This window comes from Methylophaga sp. OBS1 (assembly GCF_026319365.1).
In genome coordinates this window covers 248,208-273,497 of record NZ_JAPDMS010000004.1, presented here as the reverse complement: position 1 = coordinate 273,497, position 25,290 = coordinate 248,208, and the positions used below count along the sequence as shown (strand labels likewise).

At 50.0% G+C, this 25,290-nt stretch carries 25 protein-coding genes; 22 read left to right on the top strand and 3 right to left on the bottom strand.

Annotated elements, in window-relative coordinates; translation table 11 throughout:
* Positions 1-2: 2 nt before the first annotated feature.
* From OMQ46_RS12775 to OMQ46_RS12735, 9 genes are all read left to right on the top strand, one after another.
* Complete coding sequence (locus tag OMQ46_RS12775; RefSeq protein ID WP_266237402.1) at positions 3-1,088, top strand: hypothetical protein; 1,086 nt, start codon at positions 3-5, stop codon at positions 1,086-1,088.
* A complete protein-coding gene (locus OMQ46_RS12770; protein WP_266237401.1) occupies positions 1,085-1,942 on the top strand; it encodes a glycosyltransferase family 2 protein in 858 nt (285 codons plus the stop codon). The genes OMQ46_RS12775 and OMQ46_RS12770 overlap by 4 nt, the downstream gene beginning before the upstream one ends.
* Before the next feature lie 57 nt (positions 1,943-1,999).
* Positions 2,000-3,280, top strand: coding sequence for a glycosyltransferase family 4 protein (locus OMQ46_RS12765; protein ID WP_323135162.1), 1,281 nt, complete (start codon positions 2,000-2,002; stop codon positions 3,278-3,280).
* The gene (locus OMQ46_RS12760) at positions 3,273-3,869 is read left to right on the top strand and encodes a sugar transferase (RefSeq protein WP_266237400.1); all 597 of its coding nucleotides are present in this window, start codon (positions 3,273-3,275) and stop codon (positions 3,867-3,869) included. Before OMQ46_RS12765 ends, OMQ46_RS12760 begins: the two co-directional genes overlap by 8 nt.
* Positions 3,866-4,492, top strand: a complete 627-nt coding sequence (locus OMQ46_RS12755; RefSeq protein ID WP_266237399.1) for an acetyltransferase — start codon at positions 3,866-3,868, stop codon at positions 4,490-4,492. The genes OMQ46_RS12760 and OMQ46_RS12755 overlap by 4 nt, the downstream gene beginning before the upstream one ends.
* The gene (locus tag OMQ46_RS12750) at positions 4,492-5,673 is read left to right on the top strand and encodes a DegT/DnrJ/EryC1/StrS family aminotransferase (RefSeq protein WP_266237396.1); all 1,182 of its coding nucleotides are present in this window, start codon (positions 4,492-4,494) and stop codon (positions 5,671-5,673) included. Before OMQ46_RS12755 ends, OMQ46_RS12750 begins: the two co-directional genes overlap by 1 nt.
* 23 nt (positions 5,674-5,696) lie before the next feature.
* Positions 5,697-6,293: an adenylyl-sulfate kinase gene (gene cysC / locus OMQ46_RS12745; RefSeq protein WP_266237395.1), complete on the top strand. Its 597-nt coding sequence runs from the start codon at positions 5,697-5,699 to the stop codon at positions 6,291-6,293.
* A 3-nt stretch (positions 6,294-6,296) separates the two neighbouring features.
* Positions 6,297-7,298 carry a DHH family phosphoesterase gene (locus OMQ46_RS12740; RefSeq protein WP_266237394.1) on the top strand — a complete coding sequence of 334 codons (1,002 nt, stop codon included), beginning with the start codon at positions 6,297-6,299 and terminating at the stop codon, positions 7,296-7,298.
* A 302-nt stretch (positions 7,299-7,600) separates the two neighbouring features.
* Entirely contained in the window at positions 7,601-7,867 is a 267-nt protein-coding gene (locus OMQ46_RS12735; RefSeq protein WP_266237393.1) for a ComEA family DNA-binding protein, read from the top strand.
* A 50-nt stretch (positions 7,868-7,917) separates the two neighbouring features.
* Here the strand turns inward: OMQ46_RS12735 and glnD are convergent, their stop codons facing one another.
* Both glnD and map read right to left on the bottom strand, forming a co-directional pair.
* Entirely contained in the window at positions 7,918-10,536 is a 2,619-nt protein-coding gene (gene glnD / locus OMQ46_RS12730) for a [protein-PII] uridylyltransferase (RefSeq protein ID WP_266237392.1), read from the bottom strand.
* A gap of 13 nt (positions 10,537-10,549) precedes the next feature.
* Entirely contained in the window at positions 10,550-11,320 is a 771-nt protein-coding gene (gene map / locus OMQ46_RS12725) for a type I methionyl aminopeptidase (RefSeq protein WP_266237391.1), read from the bottom strand.
* 284 nt (positions 11,321-11,604) lie between these two features.
* Between map and rpsB the strand changes: the two genes are divergently transcribed.
* The 13 genes from rpsB (at position 11,605) to lpxA (ending at position 23,969) form a co-directional block, all read left to right on the top strand.
* Positions 11,605-12,357, top strand: a complete 753-nt coding sequence (rpsB, locus tag OMQ46_RS12720) for a 30S ribosomal protein S2 (protein ID WP_266237390.1) — start codon at positions 11,605-11,607, stop codon at positions 12,355-12,357.
* 109 nt (positions 12,358-12,466) lie between these two features.
* Positions 12,467-13,345 carry a translation elongation factor Ts gene (gene tsf / locus OMQ46_RS12715; RefSeq protein ID WP_266237389.1) on the top strand — a complete coding sequence of 293 codons (879 nt, stop codon included), beginning with the start codon at positions 12,467-12,469 and terminating at the stop codon, positions 13,343-13,345.
* A gap of 3 nt (positions 13,346-13,348) precedes the next feature.
* Positions 13,349-14,071, top strand: a complete 723-nt coding sequence (gene pyrH / locus OMQ46_RS12710; RefSeq protein ID WP_266237387.1) for a UMP kinase — start codon at positions 13,349-13,351, stop codon at positions 14,069-14,071.
* Between the two features lie 8 nt (positions 14,072-14,079).
* A complete protein-coding gene (gene frr / locus OMQ46_RS12705; protein WP_266237386.1) occupies positions 14,080-14,637 on the top strand; it encodes a ribosome recycling factor in 558 nt (185 codons plus the stop codon).
* Between the two features lie 34 nt (positions 14,638-14,671).
* Complete coding sequence (locus OMQ46_RS12700) at positions 14,672-15,415, top strand: isoprenyl transferase (protein ID WP_266237384.1); 744 nt, start codon at positions 14,672-14,674, stop codon at positions 15,413-15,415.
* A complete protein-coding gene (locus OMQ46_RS12695) occupies positions 15,408-16,235 on the top strand; it encodes a phosphatidate cytidylyltransferase (RefSeq protein WP_266237383.1) in 828 nt (275 codons plus the stop codon). The genes OMQ46_RS12700 and OMQ46_RS12695 overlap by 8 nt, the downstream gene beginning before the upstream one ends.
* Positions 16,236-17,414, top strand: coding sequence for a 1-deoxy-D-xylulose-5-phosphate reductoisomerase (gene ispC, locus OMQ46_RS12690; RefSeq protein WP_266237382.1), 1,179 nt, complete (start codon positions 16,236-16,238; stop codon positions 17,412-17,414).
* Positions 17,411-18,748: an RIP metalloprotease RseP gene (rseP, locus tag OMQ46_RS12685; RefSeq protein ID WP_266237381.1), complete on the top strand. Its 1,338-nt coding sequence runs from the start codon at positions 17,411-17,413 to the stop codon at positions 18,746-18,748. The genes ispC and rseP overlap by 4 nt, the downstream gene beginning before the upstream one ends.
* Positions 18,749-18,805: 57 nt before the next feature.
* The gene (gene bamA / locus OMQ46_RS12680) at positions 18,806-21,097 is read left to right on the top strand and encodes an outer membrane protein assembly factor BamA (protein WP_266237380.1); all 2,292 of its coding nucleotides are present in this window, start codon (positions 18,806-18,808) and stop codon (positions 21,095-21,097) included.
* A 28-nt stretch (positions 21,098-21,125) separates the two neighbouring features.
* The gene (locus OMQ46_RS12675) at positions 21,126-21,626 is read left to right on the top strand and encodes an OmpH family outer membrane protein (protein WP_266237379.1); all 501 of its coding nucleotides are present in this window, start codon (positions 21,126-21,128) and stop codon (positions 21,624-21,626) included.
* 11 nt (positions 21,627-21,637) lie between these two features.
* A complete protein-coding gene (gene lpxD / locus OMQ46_RS12670; RefSeq protein ID WP_266237377.1) occupies positions 21,638-22,654 on the top strand; it encodes a UDP-3-O-(3-hydroxymyristoyl)glucosamine N-acyltransferase in 1,017 nt (338 codons plus the stop codon).
* A gap of 98 nt (positions 22,655-22,752) precedes the next feature.
* Positions 22,753-23,202, top strand: a complete 450-nt coding sequence (fabZ, locus tag OMQ46_RS12665; RefSeq protein WP_266237376.1) for a 3-hydroxyacyl-ACP dehydratase FabZ — start codon at positions 22,753-22,755, stop codon at positions 23,200-23,202.
* Positions 23,199-23,969, top strand: a complete 771-nt coding sequence (gene lpxA, locus OMQ46_RS12660) for an acyl-ACP--UDP-N-acetylglucosamine O-acyltransferase (RefSeq protein WP_266237375.1) — start codon at positions 23,199-23,201, stop codon at positions 23,967-23,969. Before fabZ ends, lpxA begins: the two co-directional genes overlap by 4 nt.
* A gap of 31 nt (positions 23,970-24,000) precedes the next feature.
* Here the strand turns inward: lpxA and OMQ46_RS12655 are convergent, their stop codons facing one another.
* Positions 24,001-25,185, bottom strand: a complete 1,185-nt coding sequence (locus tag OMQ46_RS12655; RefSeq protein WP_266237374.1) for an ammonium transporter — start codon at positions 25,183-25,185, stop codon at positions 24,001-24,003.
* Positions 25,186-25,290: the final 105 nt, after the last annotated feature.

Sequence of the window (25,290 nt, the reverse complement as noted above, 5' to 3'; positions counted from 1 at the left end):
TGATGGATAGTAAGGAATACAAGAAGTTGGTCGAGGTAAGCCGGAGCAGTCTTGCGGCACGGTTTAGTCTGGGGCGCGAGCGTGCCTGTATGGTGGCCGGGGTAAATGGACCTTATTACGATCTTGAAACGCCAGTGAGAAACAGCGCGCACTGGCTGATCACCGCTGCAGTTCTCAGCGAGACAGAGAGCGATGATGACCTTCGCGCCGATGCCGAGCAACTGTTAAATTACCTGCTCGACAATCCGCACCTGAAAAATGGGGTAGCCATTCATCGGCAAAAGCCCGGTAAAGACTGGTGCAACGGCGTAATTGGCCAGGCCTGGGTAATTGAAGCACTGATGGTTGCAGGTCAAGTGTTAAAGCGCGAGGACGCGGTCAGCCAGGCCAGGCAACTTGCCAAGGCTTATGCTTTCTCGCCAACGGCAAAAGCCTGGATCAAAACTGACCCCGCAGATGGTAAGCGACGCGTGGACTATACGTTGAATCATCAACTCTGGTATGCCGCCGCTATTGCGATGCTGGATGATACTGCTTTAAATGCCCAGATTCACACTTTTCTTGATGCCCTTCATTCCGGCGCAATGCGGGTCAGGCAAAGCGGGGTTATCAGTCATTTGCTCTACAGTTGCAGCTTTAAAGGCTGGCTACTACGGCTGAGGTATCGCCTTGCTGAGCTTAAGAGTCGCCGCGCCGTCACAACCAAAGAGGTGGGGTATCACTTGTATAACCTCCATCCTCTTGCCAGGCTGAAGTGTCATTTCCCCGAACACGCGATTTTTCAGTCGCCGGTAATGCAGTCAGCTCTGGATACCGCTTTCAGTGATGAGTTTCTGTCTCAGCTTGAAGGCAACAAATATGCTTATCCATACAACGCCCCGGGTTTTGAGTACCCACTTATCGCACGGGTATTTCAATATCAGAGTGCGGCGTCTTCCAGAGCCTGGGACAGGCAGCTGGGGGAAACATTCGATGATGGGGTAACGGGGTTCAGCAGAAATTGTCCAGATCCCATGACGCTGAATGCCAGAGTCTATGAGTGGTTTCTGACTATTTTTTATGACAGATATCACCGGGGAGAGAAATGATGGATGTGTCTGTCATCGTCCCGGTATTCAATCAGTGGCACTTACTGCCTGATTTGATCAACGCATTCTCAAACCAGTCAGGCGCATTCTCCAGAGAGCTTGTGATCGTCGATAATGGCTCAGATGAGATAGCTCAACTCCCCGACAATCCCGCTATCACCATGCTTGAATGTGAAAAGCCGGGGTCTTATGCCGCCAGAAATAAAGGCTTGAGTGCTGTGTCAGGAGAGCTCATTGTTTTCACGGATGCTGATTGTGTGCCAGACAGTGAGTGGTTAATGCGCTTATATGAGGCCTATTCTGATTCTGATCAGAAAACTTTACTCGCCGGCAACGTCATTATTCGCAGCAATAGTCAGCAGCCATCTTCAGCTGAACTCTATGATATTGCCGCAGGCTTGCCACAACAGCGTTACGTATCAAGAGGCTATGCAGTGACAGCAAACCTGGCTATTCCCAGGTCGGTTTTTGACCAGGTGGGGATTTTTGATGAGAATCGTTTCTCCGGAGGGGATGCTGACTTATGCCAGCGCTCTCTGAGTGCAGGATGCAGTCTCAAGTTTATTTCTGAGGCGGCAGTTTTTCACCCCGCCCGAACGACATGGGCAGAGTACGCCACAAAAGTCAGAAGAATGAAGGGTGGACAGATTCGTGCGGGTAGACTGTCACGCCGGTTTAAGTATTTTTTGATCACACTTTTGCCCCCGGTCTGGCGGTTCTGGCGCATACTTAAATGTGACAAGCTCAAACTTTCAGAGAAAACTCGGGTTATTTGGTTTCAGTTTCGGTTGTGGTGCGTCGAGCTTGCAGAGATGTTTGCTTTGATTTGTGGAAAGACACCAGAGCGACGGTGAGTCAGCAATATAAACAACATTATCTCGGTTACTCGTTCTTATAAACACGCTTCATTAATGAAAATAGTCTATCTACATCAATATTTTAATACTCCAGAAATGACGGGCAGCACCAGGTCATACGAAATGGCGCGTCGTTTAGTGAATTGGGGCCATGAGGTTCATATTGTTACCACATGGCGTGAAGAGTATGAACAGACTTCATCTGATTGGTACGAGTCGATTGAAGACGGTATCCATGTGCACTGGTTGCCATTACCCTACTCAAACCACCTTAGTTACAGCCAGAGAATAAAAGCCTTTTTAAAATTTGCTTATGCATCGGCAAAAAGAGCTGCCGGGATTTCTGCCGATGTCATTTTTGCGACCAGTACGCCTTTGACTATTGCTTTGCCCGGTGTGTATGCAGCCCGCAAGCAGCGGGTGCCGATGATTTTTGAAGTCAGAGATCTGTGGCCGGAATTACCCATTGCAATGGGGGCGTTGAATAATCCGGTGCTGAGAAAATTAGCTTATCTGCTTGAAAGATGGGCATACAGGCATGCTTCTGCAGTAGTGGCGCTCTCCCCAGGAATGAAAGAGGGTGTCGTGAATGCTGGTTATCCTCAAAACCAGGTGGCTGTGATCCCGAATAGTAGTGATATTGAGCTATTTCAAACCTCTCAAGAAGATGCTCAAAACTTCAGGCAAGCCAGAGAATGGCTTCAAAACCGGCCGTTACTGATTTATGCCGGTACCCTGGGGAAAATTAATGGGGTTGATTACCTTGTCAAACTAGCCAGTCAACTTGAGCATATCGCACCAGAGGTGAGGATTTTGATTGTCGGCGATGGCGCGGAGAGAGCCAACATTCTGGAACTGGCACAAAGTTTAGGCGTGTTAAACAAAAATTTATTTCTGGAACCCAAAATTCCCAAAAAAGAGATACCGACGCTCTTCTCCGCAGCAGATATGATCAGTAGCTTATTTATTGATGAGCCGGCAATGAGAGCCAATTCAGCGAACAAATTTTTCGATGCACTCGCGGCAGGTAGACCGGTGATGATTAATTATGCTGGCTGGCAAAATGAACTGATTAAAGATTTTCAATGTGGTGTGAACCTGTGGGGGATGTCAGCGTCTTCAGCAGCTGAGGTGGTTGCAGAGCATATTCAGGATAAAAGATGGGTCCAGTCTGCTGGGATTGCCTCTAGAGAACTCGCTATTAAATACTTTGATCGAGAGGTATTGGCAAAACAACTGGAGCAGGTTTTTATTTCGGTGGTCGAGCAGGGCGATACAGATATCAGCCAATATGGCTCCGGCATCTATAAGCAGCAGGAAATAGACTGTGCTTAAGCGTATTTTTGACATTATAGTGTCGGGAACGCTCATCATTGTGCTGTTACCGGTCATCGTGCTGATTTATTGTGGGGTTCGATTGAAGCTGGGCGCTCCGGTTTTTTTCAAACAGCTTCGTCCTGGACGCAATGCGGAGTTATTTGAACTCATTAAGTTCAGAACAATGCTTGATGCACAAGATAAAGCAGGAACACTGTTATCAGATGAAGAACGACTGACAGACTTTGGGCGTCTCCTCAGGGCCACAAGCCTGGATGAACTGCCGGAGTTATGGAATGTTTTCAAGGGTAATATGAGCCTGGTAGGGCCCAGACCCCTATTGGAAGAGTATTTGCCCTTATACAGTCCTGAACAGTCGAGAAGGCATGAGGTCAGGCCGGGCGTGACGGGATGGGCCCAGGTCAATGGACGTAATAACCTGTCATGGCCGGAGCGTTTTAGAATGGATGTCTGGTATGTTGAAAATCAATCGTTTTGGCTCGACTTGAAAATACTGTTGATGACCGTTAAGAAAGTGTTCTTGAGGGAAGACATCAATCAGAGCGGTCACGCCACTGCAGAAAAATTCAAAGGAAATGACAAGTGAAGCGTTTGGCGATTTATGGTGCCAGTGGACATGGCAAAGTTGTGGCTGATATTGCCGGATTAACCGGTTGGCAGAGCATTGAGTTTTTTGACCAGGCAGCAGAAGACATTCAGAAGAACGGAATATGGCCTGTCCAGGGAACCTTCGATGACTTGCTACGCCAGAGGGTAGATTTTGATGCGGCTGTTGTAGCCATTGGGAATAATCAAGTCCGTACAGACAGGGCTGCGTTACTGCTTGAAGCAGGTATTGAGCTTGCTACACTGATTCATCCGTCTGCGATCATCGGTGACCATTCCGCTATAGGCCGAGGCACAGTGATCATGGCCAACGCGGTAGTGAATCCTTTCGCCGCTATTGGCGATCATGTCATCCTCAATACGGGGGCTATTATTGACCACGATTGTGTGATTGATGATGGCGTACACATTTGTCCCGGCGTGAATCTGGCGGGTGAGGTCAGGGTCGGTCATAAAGCATGGGTCGGCATTGGCGCATCGGTAATCCAGCAACGCCATATTGGTGAAAATAGCATTGTTGGGGCAGGCTCAGTCGTGATTGAGGATGTTCCCGCGAATATCACGGTGTGCGGTGTTCCAGCAAAACCAACAAAGAGTCTTTAATGTCACAGTCAGCATTTTCTCCCTGGCCTTGTTTTTCAGAAGAAGAGGCCGATGCAGTCAAGCAGGTATTGTTATCAAACAAGGTTAATTACTGGACCGGGACACAATGCCGGGAGTTTGAGTCCGCCTTTGCTCAATGGTCAGAGAGTGATTATGCGATAGCAATGGCAAACGGCACAGTGGCACTGGATGCTGCCCTCAGAGCGCTGGACATTGGCCCGGGAGATGAGGTTATTGTTACCTCCCGCACCTTTATCGCTTCTGTTTCTTCAATCGTTTTACTGGGAGCGAAACCCGTATTTGCAGATGTCGATGCCGATTCGCAGAATATTTATGCAGATTCAATAGCGCCGCTCATTACCGACAAAACAAAAGCCATTATCTGTGTGCATCTTGCTGGATGGCCATGTGAGATGGACGATATCATGGTTCTGGCCAAGAAGCATGATCTTAAGGTCATCGAGGATTGTGCTCAGGCACATGGTGCGCAATATAGAGGACGCTCTGTTGGTGCGATTGGTGATGTCGGTTGCTGGTCTTTTTGCCAGGACAAAATCATGACCACGGGCGGCGAAGGTGGCATGGTGACAACCAACTCAGAAGCGCTGTGGAAAAAGATGTGGTCATTCAAAGATCATGGCAAATCTTACGATGCGGTTTATAACAAAACGCACCCGCCTGGATTCAGATGGTTACATGAGTCGTTTGGCACGAATTACAGGATGACCGAAATGCAGGCGGCTATCGGATTAATTCAGTTGCAACGAATGGAGGCATGGAGCAAGGCACGCCGAAACAATGCTGAGGCAATCTGGAATACGGCAGCCGGGTTTACTGCTTTAAGAGTTCCCAAACTGCCGGCGCACATTCAGCATGCGGCTTATAAGGCCTATGTGTTTGTCAGACCAGAAAAACTGAGAACCGGTTGGGATAGAGACAGGATTATGCATGAGATTAACCAACGCGGCGTTCCCTGTTTTTCCGGTTCCTGTTCAGAAGTGTATCTGGAAAAAGCGTTTGAAAACGATAAGCTAAGACCAGAGTCATCCCTGCCGGTTGCCGCTGAGTTGGGCGAGACTTCATTGATGTTTTTGGTGCACCCGACAATGACACAAGCTGAAATAAAACAGACTTGTGACGTGGTTTCAGAAGTCATGCTACTGGCTCAGTCCAGTCAATAATAAAGGGTTGAAGGAAATACAAGTTGACCGATATCGTTTGGCAAGACCATAGCCTTGATAAGGCATCACGCTCTCTCCAAAAACGACAAAAACCATGCATACTCTGGTTTACTGGACTGAGTGCCTCAGGTAAATCAACAACGGCCAACGCTGTTGAACAAAAGCTTTATGAGTTGGGCCACCATACCTATTTGCTGGATGGTGATAACGTCCGCCATGGTTTGAACAAAGATCTGGGGTTCAGTGATTCTGACAGAATCGAAAATATACGCCGTATCGGTGAAATGGCTAAGTTATTTGCTGATGCTGGCTTAATTGTTTTGAGCGCATTTATCTCCCCCTTCCGTGCAGACAGAAAGATGGTGCGTGATTTGGTTGGCGCGGGGGAGTTTATTGAGATTCATATGTCCACCCCACTGACGGTGTGTGAGCAGCGAGACCCCAAAGGCTTGTATAAAAAAGCGAGGCGGGGTGAGGTAAAAAATTTCACGGGCATTGATTCAGCTTATGAAGAGCCTCTGTCTCCAGAAATTATTTTGAACACGGCTGAAAGTGATATTGAGACTTGTGCTGACACAGTGATTGCCTACCTCAAGCAAAATCATATTATCCACGAGTAATTGATGGCGTATATCGACGTTTTTAATGGTGATGCCGATGGCATCTGTTCATTGGTTCAATTACGCTTGGCTGAGCCAAGAAGCTCAGCGCTAATTACGGGTATCAAGCGTAATATCAATCTTCTTACTCAAGTTAAACCATCAAACGTTGACGAGATTACGGTGCTCGATATCTCAATGCAGAAAAATCGTTCAGATTTGCTGCGTGTGCTGGATAGTGGCGCAAAAGTGTTTTACGCCGATCACCATAACCCCGGTGACATTATCCAGCATCCCGCGCTTGAAGCTCATATCGACACTTCGCCATCAACCTGCACCGCGCTGATCGTTGATCGATATCTTAATGGCCAGTTCCAGTTGTGGGCTATCACAGCGGCTTTCGGCGATAATTTAAGTCAAGTAGCTTTCAAGTTGGCTGGGGAGCAGAGACTGAGTGATGGGGAGATATCCGTCATTCAAGAGTTGGGTATCTACCTGAATTACAATGGCTATGGTGCCAGTCTGGACGATTTATTTTTCCATCCTGCTGATCTTTACCGGGCCTGTGTTAATCATCGAACGCCGTTTGATTTTGTTGAAAGGAATCAGCCTGTTTTTCAGACATTACGCGATGGCTATCATCATGATTTAACCCTGGCAGGCGAGGAAAAGCCGTTTTATGAAACCACTTCTGTTGCTGCATTTCGGTTACCCGCGGAAAAATGGGCCAGGCGAGTGAGTGGGGTATTCAGTAACGAACTCAGCAATGAGTCCCCTGACAGAGCGCATGTGATTCTTACCGAAAAGCAGGGTGGTGATTATCTGGTTAGTATACGGGCACCACTGAAGCAGCTTGAGGGGGCCGACGAGATTGCAGGGCGCTTTAAAACAGGTGGTGGTCGTAAGGGTGCTGCGGGTATTAACACACTGAAAGAGGATGAGATCCCATTGCTGATTGATTTGATGGAGCAACGTTATGGGGGAGATCCTTCGGCAGGCTCAGGACGAAAACGACGCTCAGAGTGACTCGACTCTGTCATGCCGACCGGAGCGGAGGCATCTCTTACAGAGCTGGGAAGAGATCCTTCGACAGGCTCAGGATGACATAAAAACACGCTCAGGATGATGGAAAATCTGTTCAGGATGACCTGAAAATAGATTTAAGATAACAGTGTATGGGGTCATGGATGCAGAAAAATTGTGAATGGGTTCTCATTTTGTGGTGCTGACAGTGTGTTGTGACTTGTCATTGGTTTAGCAGATGCAGTAGCCTGAAACTGTCGCTTTGGATGAGCGATTTAATGGACTAACAAAATGGAGCTTAAATCATGATGAAACAAACGCTTATTGCTGCGTTCGCAGCATTATTTCTGTCTCTGGGTACAGCCTTCGCCGCCGACAAGATCAATCTCAATGATGCGACTGCTGAACAGCTTCAGACGCTTGATGGTGTGGGGCCAGCGACAGCTTCATCCATTATTGAATATCGTAAAGCCAATGGCGGATTTGACAGCGTGGAAGAGCTTACCAGCGTCAAAGGCATTGGTGACAAGAAACTGCAGAGCTTGTCTGATGAGGTGACAGTCTCTCAGTAAGCACTGAACATCAAAAAGCGGCATGACTTGTTATCAGTCATGCCGCTTTTTTAATGGGACAAACTCTCGACCAGTCGTGATTTGAGCTCATCTTCCTCTTCTTCGCTCAGTGCCACGTCATCCTGAGTGGTGATAAAAAAGACGTCTTCCACCTGATCGCCAAGTGTGTTGATCTTGGCGTTAATTAACTGAATGTCACAGGCCAGAAATACCTGGGCTACGGCTGAAACCAGCCCCGGACGGTCATGGGTATAAAGTGACATCACGGTGTGGTTTTGCTGCGGGTTGGTTTCAAATTCGATATTGGGCTGTGTTTTGAACAGTTTCATGGTTCGCGGCGTAATCACCGGACAATAGGCCTTGATATCACCGGTATTAGCCAGTTGTTTCTGCAGCGCCTTGATGATCTCGCGGGACTCCATGGTATCGCCATTGACGATAAAGGTATTCAGCGCGTCAGATTCACTGGTGACATTGATTTTGGCATCCAGCACATTGAGCTGGCACTGCTCCAGCGCGGAAGTGATGGCAGCGAAAATACCGGGACGATCTTTGGTGACGACGAATATTTCCAGGGTCTGCTGTTCATTATGGGTTCGCAGGGCAATCAGTGGGTCTTCACCAGCGTGATCCAGTCGTTCTTCTGTCTGCCAGACTAGCTCGTCAACGGAATGGCGCAGGAAGTATTCCAAATCATAGCCTTGCCATAACAAGCTGACATCCTGTTGCTGCCGACCTTTATCCTGCAACTTCTGTATCGCTTCCTGATATTTTTTATAGCTTTTCTCACGGGTACTTTTGGCTTGCGCTTCGGTGTGTTCCAGCCATTGGCGTGTGCTGTGATAAAGCTGTTTTAACAGCGAGTCACGCCAGCCGTTCCAGAGGTTATTATTGGTGGCTCGAATATCGGCCACGGTCAGCAAATAGAGATAATTGAGTCTATCGGTGTTTTGTACCAGTTCGGCGAATTTTTTGATCACAGCCGGGTCTTCCAGGTCACTCTTTTGTGCTGTTGAAGACATCGCCAGGTGATGACGGATCAGAAAGCAGATTAACTCGGTGTCGTAGCTGCTCAGGCTGTGGCGTTCACAGAAAGCCTTGGCATCAATCACACCGAGCACACTGTGATCACCGCCGCGCCCTTTGGCAATATCGTGGTAAATACCGGCGATATAGAGCAGTTCCGGTTTCGGTAACTGATTAAAGACTTCCGAGCAGAGCGGGAATTCATCACGGTATTCTTCACAGGAGAAACGCCGCAGGTTACGCACCAGGAACAGGGTGTGTTCATCGACAGTGTAGGCGTGAAACAGATCATGCTGCATCTGGCCCACGATGCGACCAAATTCGGGCAGGTAAGCACCGAGTACATCCAGTTCGTTCATTCGCCGGAACTCATGCGTCACGCCCTTGGGCTGACGAATGATTTCCATAAACAGGGTACGGTTACGTAAATCAGATCTGAACTTGTCATCGATCAGATGCAAATGCGCATGGATCTGGCGAATCGTGGATGCCCTCACGCCTTTGAGTTGCGGGTTCTGTTCCAGTACCAGAAAGACCTCCAGCAGGGCATAGGGGTAATAAGCAAAGATGCCGGGATTGATGGTTTCAAGATAACCGTTATGCGACTGAAAGCGGCGGTTGATGATTTTAATATCTCGCGGTTCATCAGCGAGAATAATGGTTTCTTCGAACAACTGCAGAAGCAGGCTGTTCATCTGGCTTACCGAGCGGGCGCAGCGATAGTAATCTTTCATGAACTGCTCAACGGCCAGACGCGACTCATTGTCAACGTAACCCAGTTGTTTGGCTAATTCTCGCTGATGATCGATCATCAGCTTTTCCTGCTTACGGCCCGCCAACTGATGCAGGGCAAAGCGGATTGTCCATAAAAAGTTCTGAGCCTGGTTCAGGGTTTCAAACTCGCTGTTAGCCAGAAAGCCTTTTTGTCTCAGGCCTTCCAGATTCCGCACATCAAAGTGCTGTTGCGCCACCCAGGTCACAACCTGAATATCACGCAGCCCGCCGGGGGATTCTTTAATATTAGGTTCCAGGTTATTGGCGGTGTCGTTGTATTTCTGGTGGCGGTCGAATTGCTCCTGACGTTTCAACTCGAAGAAGCGGCGGGTATCCCAGGTCTTGTTATCGACCGTGAGCTGTTCCAGAGAATCAAACAGGGTTTCATCACCACAGAGAAATCGGGCTTCCAGCAGGTTCGTGGCGATGGTGATGTCTTCTTCGGCCTGCTGCCGACATTCCTGAATGGTTCGAACGCTGTGGCCGATTTCGAGACCGATATCCCAGAGCTGGGTTAAAAAGTCGGAGAGTGATGGTGGTGGTTCAGCCGATACTGATTCATCCAGCAGGATTAGCAGATCCACATCGGAGTAAGGGTGGAGTTCTCCACGACCATAGCCACCGACAGCGAGCAGGCTGACGGGGGTGTTTTCGTCGATATATTGCTGCCAGATTTGCTGCAGAATTTCATCGACAAAAGTCGCACGTTGGTAGACCAGCTCGGGGACGGGTACGCCCTGTTCAAACTGTTGTTTAAGATGTTGCTGACTCTGTTTCAAAGCCTGCCGGCACAGTTCGCTGTTGACCTCGGCGTCGGGTGGCATGACGAGATTGCCGACTTCCCAGATGGAGATGGCCTGTTGAGTCATGAATATTCCTGTATCAGAGATCGTCTTCTTCGCTACGACGGGTCAGCACTTCGTGACCGGTTTCGGTGACCAGAATGGTATGTTCCCATTGAGCTGACAGTGAACGGTCCTTGGTGACGACAGTCCAGCCATCAGGCAGTTGTCTGACGTGGCGTTTACCGGCATTGATCATGGGTTCAATAGTGAACGTCATACCTGGCTTAAGTTCCATACCGGTGCCCGGCGTGCCATAGTGCAATACCTGAGGCTCTTCATGGAAAACGGTGCCGATGCCGTGACCACAATATTCACGGACTACAGAGAAGTTTTCTTTTTCAGCGTGTTGTTGAATCGCGTGCCCGATGTCTCCGAGACGGACGCCGGGTTTGACCAAATCAATACCGACCAGCATGGATTCGCGGGCAACGCGGCAGAGTCGCTCGGCCAGGATCGAGGTTTTGCCGACATGGAACATTTTGCTGGTATCACCGTGATAGCCATCTTTAATGACTGTCACATCGATATTGATGATGTCACCGTCTTTCAGCTTCTTGTCACCGGGAATACCGTGGCAGATGACATGATTGACCGAGGTGCAGACCGACTTGGGGAAACCATGGTAATTGAGTGGTGCCGGAATCGCTTTCTGCTCGTTGACGATGTAATCGTGACAAATCTGATTAAGTTCATCAGTAGTGATGCCCGCTTTGACGTGCGGTGTGATCATCATCAAAACATCTGCCGCCAATTGGCCGGCAATGCGCATCTTTTCGATTTCGTCTGCAGTTTTAATACTGACTGCCATGTACAATTCCCAATTAAATAATGTTGTAAACGCTGCCCATAGTTTGCCGTAAATCCTGTCCGGTCACCAGTGATGCTTTGGTAAAACGGGCTGGCAGACGATTTGGCTTTGTTTTGCCTCCTATTTGTGGAATAATATGCGCGCCCGACGCTGCTCTTTCGCGGAGTGGGTCGAGGCAAAATCACACATGTGCCGTCACAGTTGTCGGGGTGCTGTCGATAAGACTCGAACAGTCGATAACTGGGGTACATGGAGGCTAAACCCCATACTCAAAAGGTATAATCATGGCTAAAACAACAATGCGCCAAATGCTTGAAGCAGGCGTACATTTCGGTCACCAGACCCGCTACTGGAATCCAAAAATGGGTCCTTTCATTTTTGGTAAGCGCAACAACATTCATATCATCAACCTGGAGCAAAGCCTGCCATTGTTCAACGATGCGTTGAATTACGTCAGCAAACTGGCTTCCAAGAAAGGCAAAATCCTGTTTGTCGGCACCAAACGTGCTGCCCAGGACGCGATTCGTGAAGATGCAGAACGCGCTGGTATGCCTTTCGTTAACCGTCGCTGGTTGGGCGGTATGCTGACTAACTTCCAGACAGTCCGTGCATCAATCAAGCGTCTGGACAATATCCAGGAAATGATCGAGTCAGGCAGAACTGAAGGTCTGAAAAAGAAAGAAGTACTGGATCTGACCCGCGAGCAGGAAAAACTCGAAAAAAGCATCGGCGGTATCCGCAAAATGGGCGGCCTGCCTGATGCGATGTTTGTTATCGACGTTGAACACGAAAGCATTGCAATCAAAGAAGCCAAGAAACTGGGCATCCCTGTGATTGCTGTTGTCGATAGTAACAGTGATCCGGACGGCATCGATTATGTCATTCCTGGCAACGACGACTCCATGCGTGCAATTCGCCTCTACACTGCGAACATTGCCGATGCCATCCTGGAAGGTCGTGCCTCTGTGACAACCGGCGATGCGAACGAAGAATTTGTAGAAGTTGCTGAAGACAGTGCTGAAAAAGCAGCCGAGTAATTTCTACTGAGAAACTCAGCAGGCTCGCCCGTTAGGGCGGGCCTGTGTTGTATGTGTGGTCTGAATAACCGGGCCAGCACAAACCGAATTGATTTTAAGGGTGAGAACAATGGCAATTACTGCAGCTTTAGTAAAAGAACTGCGTGAGCGTACCGGCTCAGGCATGATGGAGTGCAAAAAAGCACTGGTTGAAGCAAACGGCGATATCGAACTGGCTATCGAAGAAATGCGTAAAGCCGGTCTGGCAAAAGCTGACAAGAAAGCCGATCGCGTGGCCGCTGAAGGTATCATCGCCATCGAAGTCAGCAGCGATAACAAAAATGCGATCATGCTGGAAGTGAACTCAGAAACTGACTTTGTTGCTAAAGCAGATGATTTCGTCGCTTTCGTTAATGAAGTGGCGCAAAAAGCACTGACTGAACAACCTGCCGATCTGGATGCACTGAAAGAACTGAAACTGGACTCGGGCGAAACCGTCGAATCCAAGCGTCAGGCACTGGTCGCCAAAATTGGTGAAAACATTCAGGTCCGTCGTTTTACCACCATGTCGACTGATGGCATCATCGGTTTCTACCGTCATGGTGACCGTATCGGCACCATGGTCAATATCCAAGGCGGTGATGAAGAACTGGCCCGAGACCTGGCGATGCATGTTGCAGCCAGCCGTCCACAAGCGGTCTCTCCGGACGATCTGTCACAGGAATTGCTGGATAAAGAGCGCGACATCGTAGCGACTCAGGCCAAAGACAGTGGCAAACCGGACAACATTATTGAGAAAATGATTGAAGGCCGCATGGCGAAGTTCGTCAACGAAATCAGCCTGCTGGGTCAGCCTTTCGTCAAAGATCCGGATCTGACCGTTGAAAAACTGGTCAAGCAAGCCGGTGCCACCGTAGAAGGGTTTGCTTTCTATGAAGTGGGTGAAGGTATCGAAAAAGCAGAAGATAACTTTGCTGAAGAAGTGATGGCTCAAGCCAGAGGTAAATAATTGATGACGACGGGAAGTCAACCAGTTTACAAGCGTGTTCTGCTCAAACTGAGTGGCGAGGCTTTAATGGGGGATGCCGAGTATGGTATCCAGCCAGAAGTCATTTCCCGCTTTGCCAAAGAGATCACCGAGCTCAATGCCCAGGGTGTTGAGCTCGGTATCGTCATCGGTGGTGGTAATATCTTCCGGGGTGCCGGTCTTGCAGCCAGCGGGATGGATCGCGTCAGTGCTGATCACATGGGCATGCTGGCCACGGTGATGAATGCCCTGGCTTTACAGGATGCGCTGGAACGTAACGGGACTTTCTGTCGAGTGATGTCAGCGATTCGCATTCATGAGGTCTGTGAGGATTACCTGCGTCGTCGTGCGATTCGTCACCTTGAGAAAGGCCGCGTGGTGATTTTTGCCGCCGGTACCGGTAACCCGTTTTTCACCACAGACTCAGCAGCCAGTCTGCGTGCCGTGGAGATTGGTGCGGAACTGATGTTGAAAGCGACACAGGTGGATGGTGTTTACACCGATGACCCGCGCAAGAATGCTGAGGCGGTACGTTACACCGAGCTGAGTTACGATGAAGTCATCAATAACCGCCTGGCCGTGATGGACACTACCGCTGTGGTGATGTGTCAGGAGCAGGAAATCCCGCTGCGCGTGTTTGATGTGCACAAACCCGGTAATCTGACCAAAATCATCTACGGTGAAGATGTAGGCACATTAGTCAAATAGGACGGATCATGATCGAAGAAATAAAAAAAGATGCCGCTGACAGAATGAAAAAAAGCGTCTCGGCCCTGAGTTCGCAAATGGCAAAAATCCGTGCTGGTCGTGCACACACCAGTTTGCTGGATCATCTGCAGGTACCGTACTACGGTTCTGATGTCCCCCTGAATCAGGTCGCGAATGTGGGGGTGGAAGACTCACGCACTTTGTCTGTGACACCCTGGGAAAAAGATATGGTCTCTGTGATCGAAAAAGCGATCATGAGCTCTGACCTGGGGGTGAATCCGATGAGTGCGGGTATGACCATTCGCATTCCGATTCCACCGTTGACCGAAGAACGTCGCCGTGATCTGGTCAAAGTCGCCAAGGCTGAAGCTGAACACGCACGGGTTGCGGTGCGTAACATCCGCCGTGATGCCAACAGCACCTTGAAAGATCTGCTGAAAGAAAAAGAAATCTCTGAAGATGAAGAGCGCGGTGCAGAAGAAGAAATTCAGAAGCTGACCGACGCCACAATCAAGGAAATCGACCATATCCTGTCGGATAAAGAATCGGATCTGATGGAAGTGTAACCGCCTGGTTACACTTCATTTCCATCACACTCGTATGAGTGAGCAGGCAGTTAAAATTCCCAGACATATCGCCATCATCATGGATGGCAACGGCCGTTGGGCCAAGCAGCGTTTGCAACCCCGCTTTATGGGACATCGTGCCGGGGTCAAGGCGGTGGAAGGTATTGTCAAACGCTGTGCTCAACTGGGGGTGGAAGTTTTAAGCCTGTTCGCGTTCAGTAGTGAAAACTGGCGCCGTCCGGGTAAAGAAGTTTCCCTGCTGATGGACCTGTTCAGTCATGCACTGAACAATCAGGTCAAAAAACTCCACGATAATAATATCAAGCTGCAAATCATCGGTGACATCAGCGGCTTTTCAAGCGCGCTGCAAAAACAGATCAAGCAGGCACACGAGATGACGCAGAATAATACCGGTCTCACATTGAATATCGCCGCCAACTACGGTGGCCGCTGGGATATTACCCAGTCCGTGAGACAGCTTGCCGAACAGGTGGCAAGCGGGGAACTTGCTGCCGATGCGATCTCAGAAGAAATGATTAACCGGCATCTCACTACGGCCTCTCTGCCGGAGCCGGATCTATTCATTCGTACGGGTGGCGAACAGCGGGTCAGTAATTTTCTGTTGTGGCAGATGGCCTACACCGAATTTTATTTTACCGATGTACTCTGGCCGGAATTTGATGCCGGACAGCTGAATAAAGCGATCGATTCATTCCGTCATCGCGAGCGACGCTTTGGCCGAACCTCAGAGCAACTGCAGGATGATGCTGATGCTTAAACAACGACTGATCACTGCCGCTATTCTGATCCCTCTTGTCGTCTGGGCTTTGCTCGGGTTGCAGAGTGGCATGGTGACGTTGCTGTTTGTCGCGATTTCATTACTGGCTGCCTGGGAATGGCTCAGCCTGGCGCGCATCGATAACAGTGCAATGAAAGCCGTTTTGCTGAGTCTGCTTTTTCTGCTGGGTGGGCTGGCGATGTTGTCCCTGCCGGTGATTGTTATCTTGTCGGTTAGCCTGTTTGTCTGGCTGAGTGCGACGCTACTGGTCCTCTTCTTTGCCAATAAACCGCTCAATTCGATGCTGGTGACGCTGTTCCAGTCAAAAGTTTTTGTGTTTATCGTCATGCTGCTTGTCTTGACTACCTTTGTTACCAGTGCCGGTTTACTGCATAGTCACTGGCAGCAAGGACCTGCGCTGGTGTTGTATCTGTTGGTGACCGTCTGGCTGGCTGACTCCGGCGGTTATTTTGCCGGTAAACGCTTTGGGAGACATAAACTGGCAGCGGCTATCAGTCCCAATAAAACCTGGGAAGGGGTTTATGGCGCTCTGGCATTAGCCTTGATCTGGGCTGTGGCATTTCATTTTGTCGTCGGTAATCCATTACAGAATCTTCTCAGTTGGCTCCTGCTCACTGGCTTTATTGTGATGATTTCCATTGTCGGCGACTTACTGGAAAGTGTGTTCAAGCGCAGTTTCCAGGTGAAAGACAGCGGACAACTGCTACCCGGCCATGGCGGCATGCTCGACCGTATCGACAGTCTGCTCGCCGCGCTCCCCATATTCACAACCAGTTTGCTTATTCTCGGAGCCGGTTAAATGAAAGCGGTAACCATCCTGGGGTCGACCGGGTCTATTGGTGTCAGCACGCTGGATGTGCTGAGCCGCCATCCGGCGCAATTTTCAGTTTACGCCCTGACCGCCAACGGCTCCGTAGATATGATGTTTAAGCAATGTCTGGAACATCAGCCCAAAGTGGCGGTGATGCTTGATCTGGAAGCCGCCGAATTGCTGAGTCAGCGTTTACAGGAGATCGGTGCCTCAACCCAGGTGCTTGCCGGTGAGCATGCGCTGCAGGATGTGGCTGCCAGTGAGAATACGGATTACGTTGTCGCCGCCATTGTGGGCGCTGCCGGTCTGATGCCGACATTGGCTGCGGCGCGAAGCGGTAAACGTATCCTGCTCGCCAATAAAGAGGCACTGGTGATGAGTGGTGCTTTGTTTATGCATGAGGTACAGCAGAATAAGGCGACTTTGCTGCCGGTAGACAGCGAACATAATGCTATCTGGCAATGCATGCCACTGGGAGATGAACAGCATTATGATTTCAGTGATAGGGGCGTTCGCCGTATTATTTTGACGGCTTCCGGTGGGCCTTTCCGGGATGCCGAATTGGGTTCGCTGGAATCTGTGACCCCGGAACAGGCTGTGGCCCACCCCAACTGGTCGATGGGACAGAAGATTTCGGTAGACTCCGCCACCATGATGAACAAGGGACTGGAGGTTATCGAAGCGCACTGGCTGTTTGGTTTGCCCCCCGCCCAGATTGAAGTCATTCTGCATCGTCAGAGTATTATTCATTCCATGGTCGATTACGCAGACGGCAGTGTGCTGGCACAGATGGGCAATCCGGATATGCGTACGCCGATTGCCAATACGCTGGCCTGGCCGAAACGGATTGATTCCGGTGTCGCGCAGCTGGATCTGGTCGCTGCGGGACGGCTGGACTTTGCCCAGGCCGACTTTGAACGATTCCCCTGTCTGAGGCTGGCCTATCAGTCCCTGGAAGCGGGCGGGACCAGTACGGCTATCTTAAACGCGGCGAATGAGGTTGCGGTGGAGGCGTTTCTACAACGGCAAATCCGCTTTACTGATATTGCAAGGATGATCGAGCAGGTACTGAAAACTGTCCCGGTCAATGCGGCGGACAGTCTGGAACAGATCCTCGCTGACGACGCGGCGGCCCGGCAGTACGCCAGAGAGTTGGTTAACGGATGATGTCATTAGTCTATTTCCTGATCGCGCTGTCCTTACTCATTGTGATTCATGAGTATGGTCATTTCTGGGTCGCCCGCCGCTGTGGCGTTAAAGTGCTGCGTTTCTCTGTCGGTTTCGGTAAACCGCTCTGGAGCAGACTCGGCCGTGACGGTACCGAGCATGTGATTGCTCCCATCCCACTCGGCGGTTACGTCAAAATGCTTGATGAGCGTGAAGGTAATGTGCCGGAAAATGAGCTTGGTCAGGCGTTTAACCGACAGTCTCTCCCCAAGCGTATGGCGATTGTGGTGGCTGGCCCTGCTGCCAATCTCGCCTTTGCTGTTATGGCCTACTGGTTTTTATTTGTAGTCGGAATTCCCGGAATCAAACCTATCGTGGCTGAAGTGGCGCCGCAATCTATCGTGGCGCAGGCCGGTATGGTGAGTGGCGATGAAATTCTGCAGATTGATGGCCGGGATACACCCACCTGGAACAGTGCTTTCAAAGCCCTGCTGAGACATGCCGAGCAGGGTGATCAAGCACAGCTCACCGTCGCTTCAGGCGGTACCCAGCAGACATACGGTGTCACTATTCCACAGCTGGCGATAGATGAGGCCGGGCGTCTGTTCAGTGAATTGGGTATGACACCACTCAGGCCCGACATTGCACCGGTTCTGGAGCAGATTGTACCTGACTCGCCAGCGGCGGAAGCAGGTTTGCAGGCGGGGGATCGGTTATTAACCGCCAATGGCAAAGAACTGAATAACTGGAACGACTGGGTAGAACTGATCCAGCAAAATGCCGACGAAACTATACCGATTACAATAAGGCGTGGTGACAGCGTGCAGCCTCTGTCTCTATCGCCGGAGGCCGGCGAGGATGGAAAAGGCCGCATTGGTGCCGGTGTCGATACTGACTTCAGTCGCTTGCCAGCCGAGCTGCAGTCCGAGCTGCGTTATGACCCGGTGACAGCGCTGAAAGAAGCCGTGGTTCAGACCTGGCTGTTTACCAGCTCCACCTTAAGCAGTCTGTGGGGAATGCTGACCGGTGATGTCTCGACTGATAATCTGGGGGGGCCGATCAGTATCGCCCAGATCGCCGGCAGTTCTGCAGAACAGGGCTTGATCAGTTTTGTCAGCTTTCTGGCGATGATCAGCATTACCCTTGGCATTCTGAATCTTTTGCCGATTCCGATGCTCGACGGCGGTCATCTGCTGATGTTCATCATCGAAGCGATGCGGGGCAAACCGTTGCCCGATGAAGTCCAGATCAGGGGGCAGCAGATCGGGCTGTTCCTGTTGCTAATGCTGATGTTTCTGGCCTTTTTCAATGATTTATCAAGACTGTTTGGATAATGCTGCCTTTGCAGGTACACTTACATCTTCGTCGACGGATCGTTAGTACTAATTACAATGAGAAAATTACTGCAATTTCTGGTCATGTTATGTCTCTCTGCAGCTGTCATGGCAGAGACCTTTACGATTGAAGATATCCGGGTAGAAGGTCTGCAGCGTATTTCGGCAGGCACCGTGTTCAACTACCTCCCGGTCAAAGTCGGCGATGAGATGTCCGACAATGATGCCCGCGGTATCATTCGCTCCCTATACAAATCGAAGTACTTTAATGACGTGCAGGTTGAACGCCAGGACAACGTGCTGGTTATCAAAGTGCAGGAAAGGCCGGCTATTTCCAGTATCGAACTGGTGGGTAACAAAGACATGGACTCGGCCGAGTTGCTGAAGTCCCTGCGGGAAATCGGTTTCGGTGAAGGTCAGGTGTTCGAGCAGGCGATGCTGGAACGTGTTGAGCTGGAACTGGAACGTCAATATTTCAGCCGGGGTAAATACGGGGTCGCGATAGAATCCGAGGTGACGCCTTTATCACGTAACCGGGTTGCCATCCGTATTACGATGGCGGAAGGTGTGGTTGCCACCATTAAAGATATCAACATTGTCGGTAACGATTCCTTTGAACAGGAAGAGCTGACAGAAGAGTTTCAGACTACTACCGGCACCCTGCTGTCATTTATCACCAAAGACAACCAGTATTCCCGTCAAAAGCTGTCGGCGGATCTGGAAACACTACGGTCATTTTATCTGGACCGCGGCTTTGTCGACTTCACGGTGGAATCAACCCAGGTTTCCATCAGTGACGATAAGAAAAACATGTTTATCACCATCAACATCACTGAAGGTGACAAATACAAAATTGATGAAGTCCGTCTTGCCGGCAATCTGATTGTACCGGAAGAGGAATTGTTCGATCTGGTGACCATTAGGCAGAATTCGGTTTTCTCGCGTAAGGCCATCACCAAGAGCACCGAAAATCTGACCAATCGTCTGGGTAATGATGGTTATGCCTTTGCCAACGTTAATGCGGTACCTGAAATTGACCGTGATGCCAAAGAAGTCGACCTGACCTTCTTTGTCGATCCGGGGCGTCGCGCCTACGTCAGACGGATTCAGATTTCCGGTAACAGCAAAACCCGTGATGAAGTGTTGCGTCGGGAAATGCGTCAGCAGGAATCAGCCTGGATATCGACTGAGAAAGTGGAGCAGTCCAAAGCCCGTATCTCGCGACTGGGCTATTTTGAAAACGTCAACGTGGAAACAATTCCCGTGCCTGGCGTTCAGGATCAGGTCGATCTGAATTACGGTGTGACTGAAACCCCATCAGGCAGTCTGTCTGCCGGTGTCGGTTACTCTCAGTCAGACGGTATTATCTTTAATGCTAACGTGACCCAGAAAAACTTCCTGGGTAGTGGTAAACACATCCGTTTCGGTTTTAATAACAGCAGTATCAATACCATATACAGCTTCGGTTACACCAATCCGTATGCGACGATAGACGGCATCAGTCAGGGTTTTAATGCCTATTATCGTAAAACCGATGCCGATGAAGCCAACATCGCCCGTTATACCCTGGATGCTTTCGGTGGTGATTTCACCTATGGTATCCCCATCTCGGAAGAGAACAGGATTGACCTGGGCTTTGGCTATGAACATACTGAAATCGATCTGCCCAGTACTGACAGGATTCTCCGTTACGAAGACTTTATCGACCGTGAAGGCGATTCTTTTGACACGGTGACCTTGAATGCTGGCTGGTCGAGTGACAGTCGAGACAGTGCGATTCTGCCGACCAGCGGGATATCCCAGAGTGTCAGTGCCGAAGTCGCCATTCCGGGACCTTCGCTACAGTTCTACAAGCTTCGCTATAAGGCCAATGCTTACAAGCCGCTGGGCGAAGATCTGACTTTTGCGATCCGCGGTGAGTTTGGTTATGGTGACGCCTACGGTGATACCAACGAGTTTCCGTTCTTTGAAAACTTTTACGCGGGGGGTATTCGCAGTGTTCGTGGCTTCCAGGCCAATACACTGGGTGTGAAAGAACGAACCTCACGTGGAGATGAAGAACCTGTAGGCGGTAACTTACTGGTTTCAGGTGGTGCCGAAGTTATTTTCCCGGTGCCGTTTATGGATAAAAGCCTGAAATCGTTCCGCCTGAGTGCCTTTACCGATTTCGGTAACGTTTACGATGTGAACCAGGATTTCGATGCTGGTCTGCTGCGTTATTCAGCGGGCCTGTCAGCTATCTGGATTTCACCTTTCGGTGCAATGACATTCAGTATCGCTGCTCCGCTTAAGAAAGAAGACGGTGACGAGACTGAGGCATTCCAATTCTCGTTAGGATCGACGTTTTAATTAACCATTGGAGTTGAGTGTGAAAAATATGAAGTTTATTTGGCTGTTGTTCGCTTTGATGATTGCTGCACCTGCCACTTATGCGGCAGATCTGAAGATCGGTGTTGTCAATGCTGGCGTTGTGCTGGATAAATCTCCACAAAAAGCGGCGGCACTGGCTCGTCTGGAAAAAGAATTCGCTTCCAGAAGCCAATCACTTGAAGCCAAGCACAGAGCGCTCAGAGCCGCACAGGAAAAGCTGAATAAGGATGGTGCTATTCTCAGCGGTGACGAACGTCGTGAAAAAGAGCGTGATATTCTCAGCGATCAACGTGAGCTGCAGAGACTGCAGGATGAGTACAGCGAAGATCTCTCTATTCGCCGCAACGAAGAACTGCGCGAACTGGAAAAAGATATCGCAGAAACCATTGTCGATCTCGCTAAAAAAGAATCTTTTGATCTGATTCTCTACCAGGGTGTGATTTTTGCCAGTGATAAAGTCGACCTGACTGACAAAGTGCTGGAAAGATTGAAAGCTAAAGCACAATAGAGCCAGACCCCGTGAGCTGGACATTAGCGCAGATTGCTCAGCATGTGAATGGTCAGGTTGTCGGTGATCCGGATTATCTTATCCGGGGCGTTGGCACCCTGACTCATGCTGGTCCGGAGCAAATCAGCTTCCTGGCCAACAAAAAATACAAGAAATTTCTGACCGCTACCCGGGCTGGTGCCGTAATCGTTGCAGCCGGTTCCGAGGCTGGTGCCAACACCAATTTAATTGTGGTTGATGATGCCTATGTCGCTTACGCAAAGGCGGCAACCCTGATGTACCCCATCGCCAGAGCTGATGTGGGTGTCCATCCCTCAGCCTGGGTCCATCCTGATGCCCGCATCGAAGACAATGTCAGTATCGCCGCCCATGTGACTGTTGAGCAGGGCGCGGTGATAGCGGAAGGGGTATCGATTGGTGCCGGCAGTGTTGTTGAAGCGCAGGTCACAGTGGGGCGTGACTCTGTTATCAAGGCTAACGTAACCCTCTGCCGCGAGGTACAGATAGGCGAGCGGGTTATCATTCATCCCGGTGTGGTAATCGGTGCCGATGGGTTCGGTATTGCCAATGATCAGGGCCGCTGGATCAAAGTCCCCCAGCTTGGGCGTGTGGTGATTGGTGACGATGTGGAAATCGGTGCCAACACCACCATTGACCGTGGCGCTATTGATGACACGGTGATTGGTCATGGCGTCAAGCTGGATAACCAGATTCAAATAGGTCATAACGTCACAATCGGTGATCACACTGTCATTGCGGGCTGTGTCGGTATTGCCGGTAGTACCCATATCGGTCGCCATTGTGCTATTGGCGGCGGCACCGGAATCACCGGGCACATCGAAATTACCGATGGCGTGCAACTGACCGGGATGAGCATGGTGACCAAGTCGATTACAGAATCCGGCGTCTATTCTTCCGGGATTCCGATTGAACCGGCCAGACAATGGCACAAGAATGTGATCCGCTATCGGCAGATGGATAAATTATTCGAGCGGGTGACCTCGTTGGAAAAACGACTAAAAGACTAACGCTCAGCTTGTCGCACTGTGTTTTTACTTTACCGGCAGGATGACTCAAAGTAAGATTGTTGGTCTTTTGTTACAACGATAAGTCCAAGGGTATTGGTTTGAACACGATTGATATACACGAAATTCAACGTCTGTTACCGCATCGGTATCCATTCCTGTTGATTGACAGAGTGATTGAATTTACCCCCGGTGAGCATCTGGTCGGCATCAAAAATGTCACCTTTAATGAGCCCCATTTCACCGGCCATTTCCCTCAGCGTGTGATCATGCCCGGTGTGCTTATTCTTGAGTCGCTGGCGCAGGCTACCGGTCTGCTGGCTTTTAAGACGGCGGATGCGATTCATTCCGACGACGCGCTGTATTATCTTGCCGGCATTGATAATGCCCGCTTCAAAAAACCGGTAGAGCCCGGTGATCAATTGAAACTGGAAGTCAAATTGATTAAAAATAAACGAAACTTATGGAAGTTCAGTGGTGAAGCCAGTGTTGACGGTGAAGTCGTAGTCAGCGCTGATATCATGTGTGTTAATCAAGAAATGCCCAAGTGATTCATCCCAGCGCCATTATCGACCCCAGCGCCATCATTGCAGATGACGTCAAAATCGGCCCCTTTACAGTTATCGGACCCAAGGTGGAAATCGGAGCCGGCTGTGAAATCATGTCCCATGTTGTGATTAACGGCCCAACCCGAATCGGTAAGAATAACCGTATATTTCAGTTTGCTTCCATCGGTGAAGAGCCACAGGATAAAAAATTCTATGGCGAAGATACCTGGCTGGAAATCGGTGATAACAACCTGATTCGTGAGTCAGTGACGATCAACCGCGGCACAGTAGGCGGTGGCGGGATAACCCGAATTGGTAGCAATAACTGGATTATGGCCTATGTCCATATTGCTCACGACTGCATCGTCGGTAACGACAATATTTTCGCCAACAATGCCTCACTGGCTGGTCATGTATTGATTGATGATTACGTGATCCTGGGGGGCTTTACCCTGGTCAGTCAGTTCAATTACCTGGGCTCCCACAGTTTCAGCGCTATGGGCAGCGTGATTTCACGCAATATTCCGCCCTACGTGCTGGTCTCTGGCCATATGGCCAAACCGGTCGGGGTTAATGTTGAAGGCCTGCGTCGCAGACAGTTCACTGACAATCAGATCAGGAATATTCGTCAGGCCTATAAGTACCTGTATCGATCCGGTCTTCGCCTGGAAGAAGCAGAACAGAAACTGCATTCGATCCAGCAGGAGAGCAGTGAACTGGAAATTCTTTTCTCCTTCCTGGCTAAACAGGAAGGCGGCATTATCCGGTAGCTGTATTTCACAGCCACCGGATATTGTCCTGTCAGTCGTTACTGGGTGAAGCGCTGATTTTGTGAATACTTAAATCGGCGCCCTGGTATTCATCTTCCTGACTCAGTCTCAGTCCCATCAGTTTTTTCAGGACACCATAGACAACAAAGCCGCCTACGAAGGCGACTGTCACGCCCAGTGCCGTGCCTATCAACTGTGATGCGAAGCTGACCCCGCCCATGCCACCGAGTGCCATCTGGCCGAAAATACCAGCCGCAATACCACCCCAGACACCACAGAGACCGTGTAATGGCCATACGCCCAGTACATCGTCAATTTTCCATTTGTTCTGGGTCAAGGTGAAGGTCCAGACAAACAGGGCGCCGGCAACCAGGCCTGTGGTCAGCGCACCAAGTGGGTGCATGATATCCGAGCCGGCACAAATCGCGACCAGACCCGCCAGCGGGCCATTATGAACAAAGCCCGGGTCATTGCGACCCATCAGGCAGGCCGCCAGAATACCGCCAACCATTGCCATCAATGAGTTGACGGCGACCAGGCCGCTGATACCGTCAATTTCCTGAGCGGACATCACATTAAAACCGAACCAGCCAACGCTCAGAATCCACGCACCCAGTGCCAGGAAAGGAATACTGGACGGTGGATGCGCATACATCTCTCCGCCCTTACCATAACGCCCGTTACGAGGCCCCAGGTGCAGCACGGCTGCCAGTGCGATCCAGCCACCCACAGCGTGTACTACTATTGAACCGGCGAAATCATGAAACCCGGCGCCAAATTGATTAGCAAGCCAGTCCTGGATACCGAAAGCGCCATTCCAGGTAATGCCTTCGAAAAACGGATACACAAACCCGGCGATAAAAAAGGTGGCGATCAGTTGCGGGTTAAAGCGCGCACGTTCAGCAATGCCACCAGAAACGATGGCAGGAATTGCTGCAGCAAAGGTCAGCAGGAAGAAAAACTTCACCAGAGCGTATCCATTGTTCTCTGTCAATGACGGTGCCGCATCAAAGAAGTTAAGGCTGTAGGCGATGCCGTAACCAATAAAGAAATAGGCCATGCTGGAAACAGCAAAGTCCACAATAATCTTGACTAGGGCATTGACCTGATTTTTCTTTCGCACCGTACCGACTTCCAGGAAGGCGAAGCCGGCATGCATGGCTAAGACCATGATGGCGCCCAGTAATATAAATAAAACGTCAGCTGAGGTTTGCACAATCTTGTCCTTTTTTATTTTGAGTAGAGCACCAAAATAGCAAGAGTTGCACCAAAATAGACATAACATATAAATCAATGACTTAAAAAGTATGTGTGCGAAAGT